Annotated in this window: 15 protein-coding genes; 9 read left to right on the forward strand and 6 right to left on the reverse strand. The window is 71.4% G+C overall.

Features of this window, described 5'->3' with window-relative positions; all coding sequences use genetic code 11:
• Positions 1-73: 73 nt before the first annotated feature.
• The gene (locus tag CC117_RS03030; RefSeq protein WP_071082213.1) at positions 74-1,360 is read right to left on the reverse strand and encodes a PP2C family protein-serine/threonine phosphatase; all 1,287 of its coding nucleotides are present in this window, start codon (positions 1,358-1,360) and stop codon (positions 74-76) included.
• Between the two features lie 292 nt (positions 1,361-1,652).
• On the opposite strand from CC117_RS03030, the gene CC117_RS03035 reads away from it, so the two are divergent.
• On the forward strand, positions 1,653-1,856 hold the full coding sequence (locus CC117_RS03035) for a hypothetical protein (protein WP_071082215.1): 204 nt from the start codon (positions 1,653-1,655) through the stop codon (positions 1,854-1,856).
• A 42-nt stretch (positions 1,857-1,898) separates the two neighbouring features.
• On the opposite strand, the gene CC117_RS03040 is transcribed toward CC117_RS03035, so the two are convergent.
• Positions 1,899-2,690, reverse strand: coding sequence for a sensor histidine kinase (locus tag CC117_RS03040; RefSeq protein ID WP_198541705.1), 792 nt, complete (start codon positions 2,688-2,690; stop codon positions 1,899-1,901).
• Positions 2,609-2,926 carry a response regulator gene (locus tag CC117_RS03045; RefSeq protein ID WP_071082217.1) on the reverse strand — a complete coding sequence of 106 codons (318 nt, stop codon included), beginning with the start codon at positions 2,924-2,926 and terminating at the stop codon, positions 2,609-2,611. Before CC117_RS03045 ends, CC117_RS03040 begins: the two co-directional genes overlap by 82 nt.
• A 125-nt stretch (positions 2,927-3,051) precedes the next feature.
• Here CC117_RS03045 and CC117_RS03050 point away from each other — a divergent pair, with 125 nt between their 5' ends.
• Positions 3,052-4,326, forward strand: coding sequence for an SMP-30/gluconolactonase/LRE family protein (locus CC117_RS03050; RefSeq protein ID WP_071082219.1), 1,275 nt, complete (start codon positions 3,052-3,054; stop codon positions 4,324-4,326).
• A gap of 22 nt (positions 4,327-4,348) precedes the next feature.
• Here the strand turns inward: CC117_RS03050 and CC117_RS03055 are convergent, their stop codons facing one another.
• The 3 genes from CC117_RS03055 to CC117_RS03065 form a co-directional block, all read right to left on the reverse strand.
• The gene (locus tag CC117_RS03055) at positions 4,349-5,326 is read right to left on the reverse strand and encodes a M56 family metallopeptidase (protein WP_071082221.1); all 978 of its coding nucleotides are present in this window, start codon (positions 5,324-5,326) and stop codon (positions 4,349-4,351) included.
• Positions 5,323-5,727 carry a BlaI/MecI/CopY family transcriptional regulator gene (locus tag CC117_RS03060; RefSeq protein ID WP_071082222.1) on the reverse strand — a complete coding sequence of 135 codons (405 nt, stop codon included), beginning with the start codon at positions 5,725-5,727 and terminating at the stop codon, positions 5,323-5,325. The genes CC117_RS03055 and CC117_RS03060 overlap by 4 nt, the downstream gene beginning before the upstream one ends.
• A gap of 146 nt (positions 5,728-5,873) precedes the next feature.
• Entirely contained in the window at positions 5,874-6,485 is a 612-nt protein-coding gene (locus CC117_RS03065; protein WP_071082224.1) for a DUF305 domain-containing protein, read from the reverse strand.
• Between the two features lie 1,459 nt (positions 6,486-7,944).
• Between CC117_RS03065 and CC117_RS03075 the strand changes: the two genes are divergently transcribed.
• The 7 genes from CC117_RS03075 to CC117_RS03105 all read left to right on the forward strand — a co-directional run bounded on the left by CC117_RS03075 (position 7,945) and on the right by CC117_RS03105 (position 14,683).
• Positions 7,945-9,075 (forward strand): urease accessory protein UreH domain-containing protein, encoded by a 1,131-nt coding sequence (locus CC117_RS03075; protein ID WP_071082228.1) that lies wholly within the window; start codon positions 7,945-7,947, stop codon positions 9,073-9,075.
• Between the two features lie 67 nt (positions 9,076-9,142).
• Positions 9,143-9,364, forward strand: coding sequence for a heavy-metal-associated domain-containing protein (locus tag CC117_RS03080; protein ID WP_071082229.1), 222 nt, complete (start codon positions 9,143-9,145; stop codon positions 9,362-9,364).
• Between the two features lie 284 nt (positions 9,365-9,648).
• Entirely contained in the window at positions 9,649-10,335 is a 687-nt protein-coding gene (locus tag CC117_RS03085; RefSeq protein WP_071082231.1) for a hypothetical protein, read from the forward strand.
• A 136-nt stretch (positions 10,336-10,471) separates the two neighbouring features.
• A complete protein-coding gene (locus CC117_RS03090; RefSeq protein ID WP_071082233.1) occupies positions 10,472-10,678 on the forward strand; it encodes a heavy-metal-associated domain-containing protein in 207 nt (68 codons plus the stop codon).
• 56 nt (positions 10,679-10,734) lie between these two features.
• Positions 10,735-11,703 carry a hypothetical protein gene (locus CC117_RS03095; protein WP_071082235.1) on the forward strand — a complete coding sequence of 323 codons (969 nt, stop codon included), beginning with the start codon at positions 10,735-10,737 and terminating at the stop codon, positions 11,701-11,703.
• 24 nt (positions 11,704-11,727) lie between these two features.
• A complete protein-coding gene (locus CC117_RS03100; RefSeq protein WP_198541706.1) occupies positions 11,728-14,133 on the forward strand; it encodes a heavy metal translocating P-type ATPase in 2,406 nt (801 codons plus the stop codon).
• 238 nt (positions 14,134-14,371) lie between these two features.
• A complete protein-coding gene (locus CC117_RS03105) occupies positions 14,372-14,683 on the forward strand; it encodes an SHOCT domain-containing protein (RefSeq protein WP_084131386.1) in 312 nt (103 codons plus the stop codon).
• Positions 14,684-14,816: the final 133 nt, after the last annotated feature.

Raw genomic sequence — 14,816 nt, forward strand, 5'->3', positions numbered from 1 at the left:
GGCGAGGGACGGCCGTGGCACCAGTCCGGACGCGGACCGACAGCACAGCTGACGTCTCGGAAACGTGCGGCGATCAGCGGATGCCGGGCTCGTGGGGCAGGCCGAGCGCGAGGATGGCGATGTCGTCCTGAGGAGGGCCGGCCGTGAAGGTGAGCACGTCGGCTTCGACGGCCGCCGTGAGGTCGGCGGCGCTGGCCGGGCCGAGCGCCGCGACAAGCCCGCGGAGACGCTCGTCTCCGTACTGCTCGTCACCGCGTCGCGCCTCGGTGACACCGTCGGTGTAGAGCAGGAGCATCTCGCCGCGGCGCAGCCGCACCTCCGTGTTGACGAGCTGAGCGTCGCCGAAGACACCCAGGACGAGTCCGTGCACGCCGACGGGACGCACGGCGTAGTCGGCGCCGCGGAGCAGAACCGGGGTGTGACCCGCCGAGCAGATCGTCACCCGCAGCAGACCTCGCCGGAAACGCCGGAAACGCCGGACGCTGAGGTACACGGCGGTGAGGAAACGCTCGCTGTCCGGACGCTGGGTCAGCAGCGCGGTGTTCAGCTCACCCAGCACACCGGCGGGATCGGTCCGGTGGCTCGCGGCCGCCCTGATCGTGTAGTGCGCGAGCGCCGTCACGCGCGCCGCCTCGACGCCCTTTCCGGCGACATCGCCGAGGACGACGCCCAACGCGCCGGGCCCGGTGCGAAAAGCGTCGAAGAAGTCCCCGATCACCTCGGCGCCGTCCCCGGCGGGGCGGTAGCGGGCCGAGATGTCCAGACCGGGCAGGTCGGGAAGTGTGGGCGGGAGCAGGCTCTGCTGAAGGGTCCGGGCGAGATCCGTCGCCCGGCCCAGGGCCCCCCGCAACGTGATCGTTCCGGTCGCGATCTCGGACAGTGCTTCGAGAACAGTGAGATCGCGTGAGCTCCAGGCCCGCGGGAGGACATCCGCGACGCTGAGCACACCCACGATCTGCCGATCCGGGCCGTGGACGGGATAACCGACCCACGACGCGATGCCGAGTGCCAGCGCCAGCGGATCTCCGCGCGTGCGGCTGTCCAGCGCGACGTCCGGCACCACCACCGGCGCGCCGGATTCGACAACCAGCGCGCCGAGAGTTTCGGTGACCGGCTGCTGTTGACCGATCCCCTCGGCCTCGTCCGCCCCCACCTGCGACTTCCAGAACGAACGCCGGTCGTCGATCACAGTGATGAACGCGAGCGGCACCCCCAACGTGGTCGAGGCCATCCGGGTCAGCCGGTCGAACGACTCCTCCGGCCCGGTGTCCAGCAGGTCGCAGGCACGCACCGCCGCCAGCCGCACCGAGTCTGCGATCCGCCCAGCGTCGCCGCCCCGCCGCGGTTCCCTTTCTCCCACCGGTGCGCGCTCCAYCCCGCCCTGCCTTTTCCCGCCAGGCTCGGCGCGCTGTGATCCGCCGCCCCACAATGCGACAGGTTCTGGTCCGTGTCCGATCCTTCCCGGCCTACGAATGATCCACCTCGCAGCCCGCATCTGTCGGGGCGGAATTCGCCCCGTTGCCAGGCGAGCGACAGGCCAGGTCTCGCAGGTGTGGAAGGCGCAGGTGTGGGAGGCAGCTGACCGGGTAGGTAGGCAAAAGGCTGCGGATCCTGTTTTCGTGGCACGAAGACAGGACAATGAGGAGCATCGCATGACTCTGCTTGCCAGCCTGCTACGAGATTTCGGCGATGTCGACCGTGGCCGCCTGCTCGCGCTGATCAACAAGAGCATTGTGGACGAGCGGGCTGCCGTGGCCGCCGGCGCCACCCCTCGCCGCGGGTACGACGTYGGCCCCCGCCTACGTCGTACCCGCCTGCGCCCCGCAGCGCCCAGGGCCGACATCCGCCTCGTCTGAGCCCTCCCAACCGCGCCTGACCGCCTGCCCCGCTGGGGCCGATCACGGCCGTCTGGGTGGGGCGCCGGGCGCGGGAAGCACGATCCGGACGGTGAGCCCGCCGTCGGGGGCACGGGCTGCTTCGGCAGCGCCGCCATGCGCCGAGACGACGGCGGCGACGATGGAAAGGCCAAGCCCGCTGCCACCCGAGGCGCGCGATCGGGACGGGTCGTGGCGCCAGAACCGGTCGAAGACCCGTTCGAGGTCGCCGGCGGGAAGCCCGGGCCCGTCGTCGGACACCTCGATGACGATGGATCCATCCCCCGGGCTCGCCCGCGCGGTGGTGACGGTGGCGGGTGGCGTGTGGACACGCACGTTGACCAGCAGGTTGGTCACGACCTGGCGGAGCTGGTGGGCGTCGCCGGCCACGACGAGCGGTTGCGCCGACAGGTCCAGGGTCCAGGTCCGCGTCGGATCCAGCGCGCGCATGTCGTGCACGGCGTCGCGCAGCAGCGGGTTGATGTCCACCTCGACGGCCGTGGGTAGGGGGTTCTCGTCGAGCTCGGTGAGCAGCTGGAGGTCGGTGACGATGCGTCGCATCCGGCTGGCCTCGTCCAGAGCGCGTCGCATCGAGCGCTGGTGATGCTCGCCGTCGGCGAAGGCACCATCGAGGTCGAGCTGCAGGTAGCCGCTCACGCCCGTGAGCGGAGTGCGCAGCTCGTGGGACGCGTTGGCGATGAACTCCCGAAGCCGGCCCTCCGACCGCGTCTGTGCTACCAGTGACTGGTCGATGCTGGTGACCATGGCGTCGAGGGCGTGGCTGAGCTGGCGAAGCTCGGTGGTCGTGGCGGCCACGGCGTGATCGGCGTCGTCTCACCCCGCCCGCGCAGACGCCGGCACACCTCAAGACCGTCCAGTCCCGGCATCAGCACGTCGAGGACGATCAGGTCCGGTGTCATCTCCGCGAGCCTGGCCAGCGCATCGCGGCCGTCCACCGCCACGGTCGTCTCGAAGCCCGCGGACCGCAGCGCCGTCCCGACCATGTCGCGGATGGCATCGTCGTCGTCGACCAGGAGCAGTCGGGGCGGCATACCGGACAGTCAAACATCCCGACCTCAGGACGGGCTCAGGACGAAGGCGCCTCGTCCACGCATCCTGAGGGGGTCCTGAGGTTGCGCGGAGCGTCGGCTGAGGCCGAACTGTTCTGCTCTCGCCCATGAGGAACCTCCGCCGCTCCCTCGCGGCCTCCCTTCTCGTCACGGGCCTGCTCGCCGCTGCCGCCTGCTCCAGCGGTGACTCCGGCTCCGCTTCCGCCGCGAGCGACGCAGCTTCCGGCGCTTCCGGCGCATCCACCGCTTCGGGCGCCGTCGGGCCCGATGGGCGGCCCGAGCTTCCCCGCCGGGAACCGTCGGGCCCGGCGGTGGACCGTCACGTCGAGGTGCTGCCACCCGACTTCGAGCCCGTGGTGTGGACGGACCTCCCACCCCGACCCGCGTTGGACGGACCACTGGCGGCGAACCAGCTGATCGAGAACGCGCAGATCGTCGGCGAGGAGGAACTCGAGGGTGCCGAGGACGTCGCCGTCGGCCTCGACGGCCACCTCTACCCCGCCACCGCCGACGGTGGCATCTGGCGCATCACCCAGGACGCCGGCGGCGGCATCGGGACCATCGACCGCGTCGCCACCCTGGACGGCCGGGCGCTCGGCCTCGCCGCCTACTCGCGAGACGTCCTGATCGCCGCCGTCGTCGAACAGGGCATCATGGCGGTGAACGTCACCACCGGGGRCTCCTGGGTCCTCACCGACCGGATCGACGGCAACCTGATCTTCTTCGCCGACGAGGTCACGGTCGCCGCCGACGGCACGATCTACTTCACCGAGGCCAGCACCGTCTACCTCCCCGGGTTCCCGAACGACTTCCTCGACGGTCGACCCAGCGGCCGGCTGCTGCGCTACGAGCCGGCGACCGGCGTCACCGACGTCGTGGCCGACGGCCTGTACTTCGCGAACGGCGTGGACGTCGCCACCGACGAGAGCCACGTTCTCGTCGCCGAGTCGTTCCGCTTCCGTCTCACCCGGGTGTGGCTCGACGACAGCCGAGAAGGCACGACGGAGCAGTTCGGGCCGTCGCTCGTCAACGGCCCCGACAACATCGTCATCGACGACCGGGGCCGGGTGTGGGTCGGCGGCAGCGACCTTCGCTCGGACGCCGTCGACGCGCTCGCCACCAGCGCCGACCTGCGCCGGCAGATCGCCGACCTGCGCCGGCAGATCGCCGCGCTGCCCCCGGGGGAGGGAGAGGGCCTGCGCGCTCCGTACGGCTTCGCCCAGGTACTCAGCCCCGAAGGCGAACCGGTCTTCAGCTTCCACGACACCACCGGCCGCTTCTCCGCGGTCAGCTCCGCCCTGCCCCACGACGGCCACGTCACCTTCGGCTMCCTCGCGGACCGCGGCCTCGCCCGCCTCCCCCTGCCCGCCGAACTCAGCTGACGCACTGCAACCTCGACGTCGTCTACCGGCGGTCGACCTCGGCAGGAGGACGTGAAGTGGTGATCTCAGTGCAGTGGGAGGCGAGGTCGGTAACGGCCGGCAGGGCGACGGCCGCCAGCGGTGTGGCCGCGAACGAGACGGCGACCAACAGCCTGGAGAGCATGGCGAGCCGTGCGCGGCGGGGCCGTGGAGTGACGAGGCGGAGGACTCGTTCGGTGGTTGCGGTGCCGGTCGCGTGGAACATGCCCGTAGCCGGGTGCTGGGCCGAGGCGGGTGCGGCGAGGCGGAGAACGGCTTGCACAAGGGTTGCCGGAGTGGCGCGGCGCAGCGCCTTGTCGTCGGCTGCGAGCTCCACGAGCCGACGGACCTCGCTCAGCGCGAGGGTGAAGAGCGGCATGCGCGGGAATGCGGTGGCGAGGATGGCGGGGAGAAGGACGATGACGTGGTGACGGCCGCTCAGGTGAGCTCGTTCGTGAGCGAGGACGGCTACCAGTTCCGCGGGTGAGAGGACATCCAGGGCGCCGCGCGTCAGCACGATGTGTCCGCCGTCGCCGGGAACACAGAACACGCTCGGCTGCGGATGGTCGAGGACGACCACGCCGGTCCCGGCCGGCTCGCCCAGCAGGTGGAGGTCGCAGCGATGTCGACGGCGTTCGCGCCGCGCTGCCCGGCAGACCACGTAGCCCGAGGAGACAGTGCTGCCCACCATCCAGCTGATGATGGCGAGGCCGGCGTACTCGCTCGGTCCGGACGGCGCACGCAGTTGCGGTGGCCACCCGCAGCCCTGCAGGAGGAGGACGAAGGCGTCACCGAGGGTGTGCAGCGGAGTCACGAGGACTGCCGCGGCCAGCAACGCGACGCTCAGGACGGAGACAGCCGTGACGAGCCAGGTGCCTGCGGCCAGTCGGGGTGCGTGCGAGGTCCATGCGGCCCGGGCGAGCCGGCGAGGGAACAGGACTCCGACGGCGGTGACATAGGCGGCCAGCAGGGCGAGACTCACGAGGTCTCGCCCTCGACGCACGGTGGTTCGGCCGCCCGAGGGGGACGGCTTCGGTGCCAGCGCAGGGCTTCCTGGAGTGCCTCGTACTCGGCGGGGGCCATGGTGTCGACGAAGTGCAGCAGAGCCAGCCCTCTGTCGTCGGTCGTGGACAGCACGTCGCGCATCATTCTGGCGGTGTACTCGCCCCTGCTGAGCGCAGGGCGGTACTGGTAGGAGCGGCCGACACGATCTCGGACGAGCCACCCCTTGTGGAACAGCCGGTCCATGACGGTCATGACGGTGGTGTAGGCGAGCGGCCTCGTGGACTGCAGGGCGTCTCGTACGCCGCGCACGGAGACCGGGCCGCGGGCCGCCCACAACTGGTCCATGACCTCGGCTTCGAGGTCTCCCAGCCGTTCCACCGTTCCGCCCTTCCGGTTGTCAGCTGTCTCGTCGTCAGGTCCTTCGCCGCGACCGACATTCGCGTTCGTCGTGCCGAGTGTCGCACCTGGACCCGAGGTGCCCTGGGGCGCCGGCCGTGCGCCGGCGCCCCAGGGCCCTGCATCGGCTATCCGGTACCGAGCAGACCCTTCATGGTTTCGACTTCTGCGGCCTGCGTGGACTCGATCGTCCTTGCCAGGGCGACGGCGTCGGGGAACCGCCCGTCCCGCTGTTCGGTGCGTGCCATCGCAATCGCACCCCCGTGGTGCCGGATCATCATCTCCAGGAACATGCGGTCGAAGTCCTGACCGGACGCTCTCTGGAGAGCGGTCATGTCGTCCTCCGACATCATTCCCATGTCGTCGGTGCCGTGGCCGCCGCCGTGACCCCCGGCACCGGGCATGGCGGTGGGTTGACCCCACGTCGCAAGCCAGCCGGTCATCGTCTCGATCTCCGGTGTCTGCGCGGTCCCGATCTGCTGGGCCAGCGTGAGCACCGCCGGGTCGGCAGCACGTCCGGGTGCCAGCTCCGCCATCCTCACGGCCTGCTGGTGGTGCGGGATCATCATCTGGGCGAACATCACGTCCGCGTTGTTGTGGTCGTCGGCGTTGACGTCGCTGCTGCTTCCTGCCGTCGCGGACGAAGGCGCCGTCGGGGTGCCGTCGCCCCCGCACGCCGTGAGCGTGGCTGTCAGAGCCAGTGTCACGGCGGCGAGTCCAAGGTGGTGTCTTCTTCGCACGAGTCGTCCTCGGTGTCGGGTTGCCAACGGAGCTGAGGCCGGAGCCGTCGAGCGCGCCGACAGGCGTGCGCGACGTCCGACGCCGGTCCGCTCACAGCCGCCACACGCAATGGACAGACAGGTCGGTCACGTGCCGAGGCGGCGGCGTCTGCGGTGGGTCGCCACGCGCCCTGGTGAAGGCGGAAGCACCGAAGGAGGTGGACGTGGCCGCCAGGCCACGCTGTTCGCCGTCGTGAGGATCCGGTTCGGGGTCGTCACGGAACACCGCCGAACAGAGCGCGCCCTGGTGGCCATGGTGTTCGGCCCCAGGCTCGTGCGAGTGGGACCAGTGTGGGTGAACGTCGCGATCGGTTCCCTCGACGCAGGGCGGCGAAGCGAGCGCGTGCGCCGGCGCGGCCAGGCCGGCGTGCATCGCCAGCAGCCCGAGCAGGACGGCTGACACGAGCATGAGTCGAGCCCAGAGCCCGTCGTGTCGTGCCGGTGCTTCGCAGCGCGTCACGTCACCTCTCCCGCGGYCGTCGCCCGGAGACTACTACTGCGGCTAGTTGTCGACGCCGCGACCGTTCACCCGTGGGTGCGTGCGAGGTGCCCTCGAGGAGGAGCCATCAACCCTTCTTCCCTGGTGAGAATGCCCAAGGCTCTTTGGTCGCGGGGGCACGACAAGGCCACCGCGCAGCSACATTCCGGAGGACGACTACTACGCCGCGTAGTGGATGTTCCGTTCGAGGGCTCGTCGGCCGCCCGCCCTCGGATCAGGCGAGATCGGCCGCTGCAACACCTTGMCGCCCGCCCAACGTCCTCGGCGACGACCACCCCTGGGTACCGRCCCAGCACGACCTCCACGCGCGCCTTCTCCGTCGCCCACCGCAGCCCGGAGAGCTCCAGAACCACGGTCGACATCCGACCGTCGTCCACCCGTGAAGACATGACCGGCTCCCCCCGCGAACGACCGCACCTGGCCCGCGGCCTGGCCCGGAACATATATCTATACCCCTGGGGGGTACAGGTATATATGCGCGTAGAGCGCAGGTCGACGCAGTACGCGCCAGGCCGGCACCGAGATCGACAACCGGCGGGGAACGCCTCGCGGCGCAGGACCGGATACGGACCGAGAGCGAYGAACCGCCGACCTTCATCACCTACTAGCTTCCGTAGTAGATGGTCCGAGCCACTCACCCTCCTCGGGTCGTTGGACCGTACCTGCCCGCGCAACAAAGGTCCGCCGGATAGTGGCCGTGAACCAAACGGAACAAGTGTTCCGGTCGCCGCCCCCACCTCCCCGCCGACAGCGGCACAGGGCACCGTCTCCGGTCACCGTCGGCCCGTTTGTCTACTACGTGCAGTAGTGGTTTAGCGTGACCTTTGGCCACTCACGCCGGACCGCGTGCCGATCCTGCCCCCGGTCCCGGCGCTCCCTTCAACATGCAGTCGGGCCCACGTCCGCCGTCGCGGAGGTTCGGTGAATCTCGCAACTGTTCTCGTGACCGGCCTGTTCGCGGGCGGGGTGTCCTGTGCCGCGGTACAGGGCGGACTGCTGACCGGCCTGATCACCCGACAACGTGCCGCGGCGGCGGGATCAGCGCGGCCACCCGGTCGCGTGCCCGTCCGGGGGCGCCACTCGGCCCGTGTCCAACGCGCGCGGTCCCGTCCGGGGACGCGCTCGCCACAGGCGGGGAGGGAACCGGACTGGCGCACGCGGCTCGGCGACGACCTCGCGCCGGTCGGCGGGTTCCTGGCCGGCAAGCTGGTCTCGCACGTGCTGCTCGGGGCGCTGCTGGGAGCGGCTGGCAGCGCGGTGGAGCTCTCGGTCGACGCGCGCACCTGGCTGCAGATCGGCGCCGGCCTGCTGATCGTGCTGTTCGGTCTCGCCCAGCTGGGCGTACCCGGATTCCGCCGCGTCGTCGTCGAACCGCCCGCGTCGTGGACGAGGATCGTCCGCAGGCGCGYCCGTTCGCAGACCGCTCTGGCACCGGCGTTGCTCGGCCTGGCCACCGTGCTCATCCCGTGCGGCGTGACGCTGTCGGTGGAGGCGCTGGCACTCGCGTCCGGGTCCGCGCCGGCGGGCGCGGCCACGATGGGCGTGTTCGTCCTCGGCACCGGCCCGCTGTTCGCCGTCCTCGGCTACGCCGCCCGCAGGGCCGCGACCGCGTGGCGCAGCCGACTGGCCACGGTCACCGGGCTGGTCGTGCTGGCGATGGGGCTCTACACCCTCAACGGCGGCCTGCAACTCGCCGGCTCGCCCCTGGCCGCCGGCCGACTCGCCGAATCCCTCGGTCTCGCCCGGCCGCCGGCGGCCGACACGGCAGCAGCCTCGACCACCGAGGGCCGCCAGACCGTGGAGATCACCGCGAGCGCCGACTCCTACAGCCCGGGCAACGTCCAGGTGCAGGCCGGCGTGCCCACCACGCTGATCGTGCACTCGGACGACGTGCAGGGCTGCATCAAGTCCTTCGTCATCCCCGACCGCGACGTCGAGGAGATCCTGCCGGCCCAGGGTGACACGACGATCGACCTGGGCGTCCTGGAGCCCGGCCGGCTGCGCTACGCGTGCGGCATGGGCATGTACACCGGCCTCATCACCGTCGTCTGACCACGTCCGCGTCGCCGTCGTCCGACCACGTCCGCTTCGATCGAACAAGGAGAACGGAGTACCTACAGTGCCCGTCACCACGCACACGTTCCGCGTCGAGGGAATGCACTGCGGCAGCTGCTCGCTGCTCATCGACGACGCGCTGGAGGACCTGCCAGGCGTGCGCAGCACCCAGACCGCCCTCAGGCAGGGGCGCACCACCGTCGAGCTCGACCTCAGCCAGAGCAGGCCGCAGGACGTGGTCAAGGTGATCGAGGATCTCGGCTACCGGGCCGCGCCGCTGCCGTGACGGACCTGACGGACCCGGGCAGCGGACACACGAGCCGGCGGCGCGCCACGGCGGACGAAGCTCCGGGTGGACGACACCGCGGGCATTCAGCCAGGGAGTGGCCCATCGATACGGCACCTCCCACCGGCCCGTACGACTACCGCGCCGGCCCGCCTGACCACGTGAGGCGAACCGTGGACGGTCCACCTACCGCACCACTTGTGATCCGCCGGACGGGGCGCCACGCCGCCCGCGACGCGACCCCGGCCAGGATGTCGCCCCGGCGGCGGGCCGAGCCTCGGATCATGACCGACATCGGGGCAGGCAGGATCATGGCGGCGTTCGCCTCGCTCGGCGCCGCCGCCACCCATCTCGCTGTCGCGCCGAGCCACTTCGGTGACTGGCCGTTGTCAGGGGTGTTCTTCTTCGCGACCGCGATCTTCCAGGTGGGCTGGGCCCTCGCCGTGATGCGGACGGCAGGCCTGCCGACGATGGCGGCGGGCCTGCTGGTCAACACCGGGTCGATCCTCCTGTGGGCGGTCAGCCGGACCTCCGGGCTACCCGTCGGCCCCCACTCCGGCATGCCCGAGCAGGTCGACAGAGTCGACCTCACCACGGTCGCGTTCGAGGCAGCGGTCTGCGTCCTCGTGCTGTGGGGCCTGTGGTCCCGGCACACGCGCGGGTTCCGCTCCTCGTTCAGCGCGGCCGTCGTGATCGGTGCCGCCGGCGCCGGGGCTGCCGGCCTCGCGCTGCCCGCTGTGGAACTCGCCGGTTCGCACAGCCACGGCCACGGCCACGAGGTGGCCGAGGAATCCGTCCCGCACCCCCACGGTCAGGGCGAGGAGCATCCGACGACGCCCCACGGCGGCGAGGGCGGGACGACCCCCACGCCGCCGCCGCCGGTGGCGGGCGAGAGCGGCGAACCGGAGCAGCCGCCTCAGCCCACCTCGGGCCACGCCCATTCCCCCGGCACCGCACCTCACGACGACTGAGTCCGGGTTTCCCGCGCTTCTGCCGGCCTCTCACGCCCTTCCCATGGGTACCCCCCGGGGGTATGGTTCGAGTGCGTCGGGTTCCGGCGCGTCGCCCCAGCCCCTGAGACGCCCAGCCCCTGGGAGAGGACCTCTGATGAACGAGATCACTTACACGGTCACGGGCATGACCTGCGCCCACTGCGTCGCCTCGGTCACCGAGGAACTCGGCGAGATCGCCGGCGTCACCAACGTGGCCGTGGACCTGGGCTCCGGCGCGGTCACCGTGACCAGCGACCAGGAGCTCGATCCGACCAAGGTGCGCACCGCGGTCGAGGAGGCCGGCTACCARCTCGTCGGCTGAGGCCGGCGCCCCTGCGGGACGCGGCCACGGCCAGGCCCCGCGAGAAGGGAGTGCGAATGAACACGATCGCGAAACTGTCCGCCTTCGGCGCAGCGCTCGCCCTGGTCATCGGCGGTGCCTACGGCGTCGGCGCGGCGGTCGGTCCGCTGGACGCGGCCACCGCCAGCCCGGAGCACAGCGCCGACGCCGACGCCGACGGCACCGGCCACGGGGACGGCCACCGCGGCTCCGCCCCGGATGACCTTTCGGACAACGCCTCGGACCTGCCGGGCGGGTTGGCGTCGAGCCTGAGCGGCTACACCTTCACACCCACCGTGTCGACCTTGGCCCTGGATGACACGGACGACTTCACGTTCCGGATCACCGGGCCCGGCGGGGAAGCCGTCACCGCCTTCGACATCGAGCACGACAGGCGGATGCACCTGATCGTGGTGCGCCGCGACGGCAGCGCGTTCCAGCACCTCCATCCGACGATGGCACCCGACGGGACCTGGTCGGTTCCCCTGCCGGTGCGCACGGCCGGTTCCTACCGGGCGTTCGCGGACTTCACCCCAACCGGCGCCGCGGCCACCACCCTGGGCGTCGACCTCACCGCCCCGGGCCTGTTCGAGCCGATCACCCATCTGCCGACACGCACCGCTTCGGTGGACGGCTACGAGGTGACTCTCGCCGGCGACCTGGTCGGCGGGCAGGCATCGCCGCTCACCCTGACGGTTCACAGGGACGGGCAGCCGGTGACGGACCTGGAGCCCTACCTCGGCGCCTACGGGCACCTGGTGGCGCTGCGTGAGGGCGACCTGGCCTACCTGCACGTACATCCCGACGGCGAGGACACCTCAGCCGGCCCGGACATCCCGTTCGTGGCCGACGTGCCGACCGAAGGCCGTTATCGGCTGTTCCTCGACTTCCGGCACGACGGAGTCGTCCGCACAGCGGAGTTCACGGTTCCCACCGGACCGGCCGTGCCGGACGCCGCCACGACATCGCCCACGGCGGGGCACGCCGACGACAGCCATGGGCACTGATCGCGAGAGGAGACATCTGCCGGCATGAGCACCACCACCCCCACCACAACCACGACCGCCGCCACCGCCACGACCACGGCCACGGCCACGGCCACGGCGCACGCCACCGACGCCCCGGTCACCGAGATCGAGCTCGCGATCGGCGGGATGACCTGCGCGTCCTGCGCCAACCGGATCGAACGCAGGCTGAACAAACTCGACGGCGTCACCGCCACCGTCAACTACGCCACCGAGAAAGCCCGGGTGAGCGCCCCCGAGGGCGTCGACCCGGCCGTGCTGGTCGCCCAGGTGGAGGCAGCCGGCTACACCGCCGAACTGCCCCGGCCTCCGGCCGCGGGCCTGGAACCGGCCGCAGGTGTGGCCGGCACCGAACCCGATCCGATCCGACCACTGCGCCACCGCCTGATCACCAGCATCGTGCTCGCGGTTCCCGTCATCGTGATGGCGATGGCCCCAGCGCTGCAGTTCACGAACTGGCAGTGGTTCTCGCTCGTCCTGGCGAGCCCCGTCGTGACCTGGGCCGCCTGGCCCTTCCACCGCGCCGCCTGGACGAACCTGCGACACGGCGCCGCGACAATGGACACGCTGATCTCGATCGGCGTCGGTGCGGCGTTCGGCTGGTCGTTGTACGCGTTGCAGTTCGGCACAGCCGGGACGCCGGGGATGACGCACCCGTTCGAGCTGACGATCGCCCGCGGCGACGGCACCGGCAACATCTACCTGGAAGTCGCGGCCGGAGTCACCACCTTCATCCTCGCCGGCCGGTACTTCGAGGCGCGTGCCAGGCGACAGGCCGGCGCCGCGCTGCGCGCGCTGCTCGAACTCGGCGCCAAGGACGTGGCGGTCCTGCGGGACGGCACGGAGGTCCGGGTCCCGATCGGGCAGCTGACCGTCGGCGAGCGGTTCGTCGTCCGGCCCGGCGAGCGGATCGCCACCGACGGCGAGGTCGACGAAGGCTCCTCGGCCGTCGACGCCTCGATGCTGACCGGCGAGTCCGTCCCCGTGGAGGTCGCTCCGGGCGACTCCGTCACCGGAGCGACGGTGAACGCCGGCGGGCGACTGGTCGTGCGCGCCACCCGGGTCGGCGCCGACACCCAGCTGGCCCAGATGGCCAGGCTCGTCGAGGACGCCCAGAACGGCAAGGCCGCCGCGCAGCGGCTCGCCGACCGCATCTCCGGCGTGTTCGTGCCGGTCGTCATCACCCTGGCCGCGGCCACCCTGGCCTTCTGGCTCGGCGCGGGCGCCGGCCCGGCCGCCGCGTTCACCGCCGCGGTCGCCGTGCTGATCATCGCCTGCCCGTGTGCCCTCGGGCTGGCCACCCCGACGGCACTGCTGGTCGGAACGGGCCGGGGAGCGCAGCTCGGCATCCTCATCAAGGGCCCCGAAGTACTCGAATCCACCCGACGTGTCGACACGATCGTGCTCGACAAGACCGGCACCGTCACCACGGGACGCATGAACCTGGTCGAGATCCACGTCGCCGCCGGCGTGGATGAGACCGAGATGCTCCGGCTCGCCGGAGCGTTGGAGAACGCGTCCGAACACCCGATCGCCGCCGCGGTCGCACGCGGCGCCCGCGAGCGGGTCGGCGACCTGCCCGACGTCGAGCAGTTCAGCAACCTCGAAGGACTCGGCGTCCAGGGGGTCGTCGACGGGCACGCCGTCCTCATCGGGCGGGCGGCCCTCCTGGAGAAGTGGAGCCAACCGCTGCCGCCCGACCTCGCCACGGCCAGGACCACCGCCGAGGCAGCTGGCCGCACCGCCGTCGGCGTCGCCTGGGACGGGAAGGCCCGCGCCGTCCTCGTCGTCGCGGACGTCGTGAAACCCACCTCGGCACAGGCCGTTGCCCAGCTCCGCCGGCTGGGACTCACCCCCGTGCTGCTCACCGGCGACAACGCGGCCGTCGCACGCACGGTCGCGACAGAGGTCGGCATCGAGACCAGCCCGGCCACCCTCATCGCGGAGGTGYTGCCAGCCGACAAGGTCGACGTGATCAGGCGCCTGCAGGCCGAGGGCAAGGTCGTCGCGATGGTCGGTGACGGCGTCAACGACGCCCCCGCCCTCGCCCAGGCCGACCTCGGCCTCGCCATGGGCACCGGCACCGACGTCGCCATCGAGGCCAGCGATCTCACCCTCGTCCGCGGCGACCTGCGGGCCGCCGTCGACGCGATCCGGCTTTCCCGCCGCACCCTGGCAACCATCAGGGGCAACCTGTTCTGGGCGTTCGCCTACAACCTCGCGGCGCTGCCCCTGGCCGCGGCAGGCCTGCTCAACCCGATGATCGCCGGTGCGTCCATGGCGTTCAGCTCGGTGTTCGTCGTCGCCAACAGCCTGCGGCTGCGCCGTTTCACCGCACAGGTCGACGCCCCGGCCACCACGGCAGCGCCCATCTCCCAATCCCGCCGAGACACCCCAAAGATATCCAGCTGAGGCTGTCGACCGAACTCGTGCAGACAGGTTCCGCGCACGACCGTCCGCCGGAACACGAACCGGCCCATCGCCATCAACCCACCCGAAGCCCCCACGGTCCGGGTCCGGACCGCCCGGTGGCCTCGGGTCGTCCAGCACCTGCGCTCCTGCGCGAGTCGCCGCACCCTGGAGGTAGGAGGGAGTGCGGAGCGGGATCCGATTCGGGCCGTCCGTCCACTCACTCCGGAAGGTGGCAGTGATGATGTACTGGCACGACGGCCACGGCATGAACGGCTGGGGCTGGTTCGCCATGTCCCTGGGCATGCTGCTGTTCTGGGCTGTGCTCATCATCGGGGCGGTGCTGGTAGTACGGGCGCTGACCCACGCCGGCGATCGCGCTCGTCCCCCGATGCGGCCACCCGCCGGGCCTACGGACACCGGGGGGCCCACCGGGCCGTTCCCCGAGCAGGTCCTGGCCGACCGCTTCGCCCGCGGTGAGATCGACGAACAGGAGTACCGCGCCCGCCTCGCCACCCTCCGCGAGACGGCCGACCACCCCGTCAAACGCTGACGACCGACCGAGGCGCTGACCGGCTGCGGCACGCCCACCCACTTCCAACGCGGCCACGGCCACTCCTCCGTTCCCGAGCATCGCCACCGAGATGAGCACAGCCATGGCCCGGACCGCGCCACCGCTGTCGGAC

It is taken from the genome of Parafrankia colletiae (assembly GCF_001854655.1).
Classification (GTDB): Bacteria; Actinomycetota; Actinomycetes; order Frankiales; family Frankiaceae; genus Parafrankia; species Parafrankia colletiae.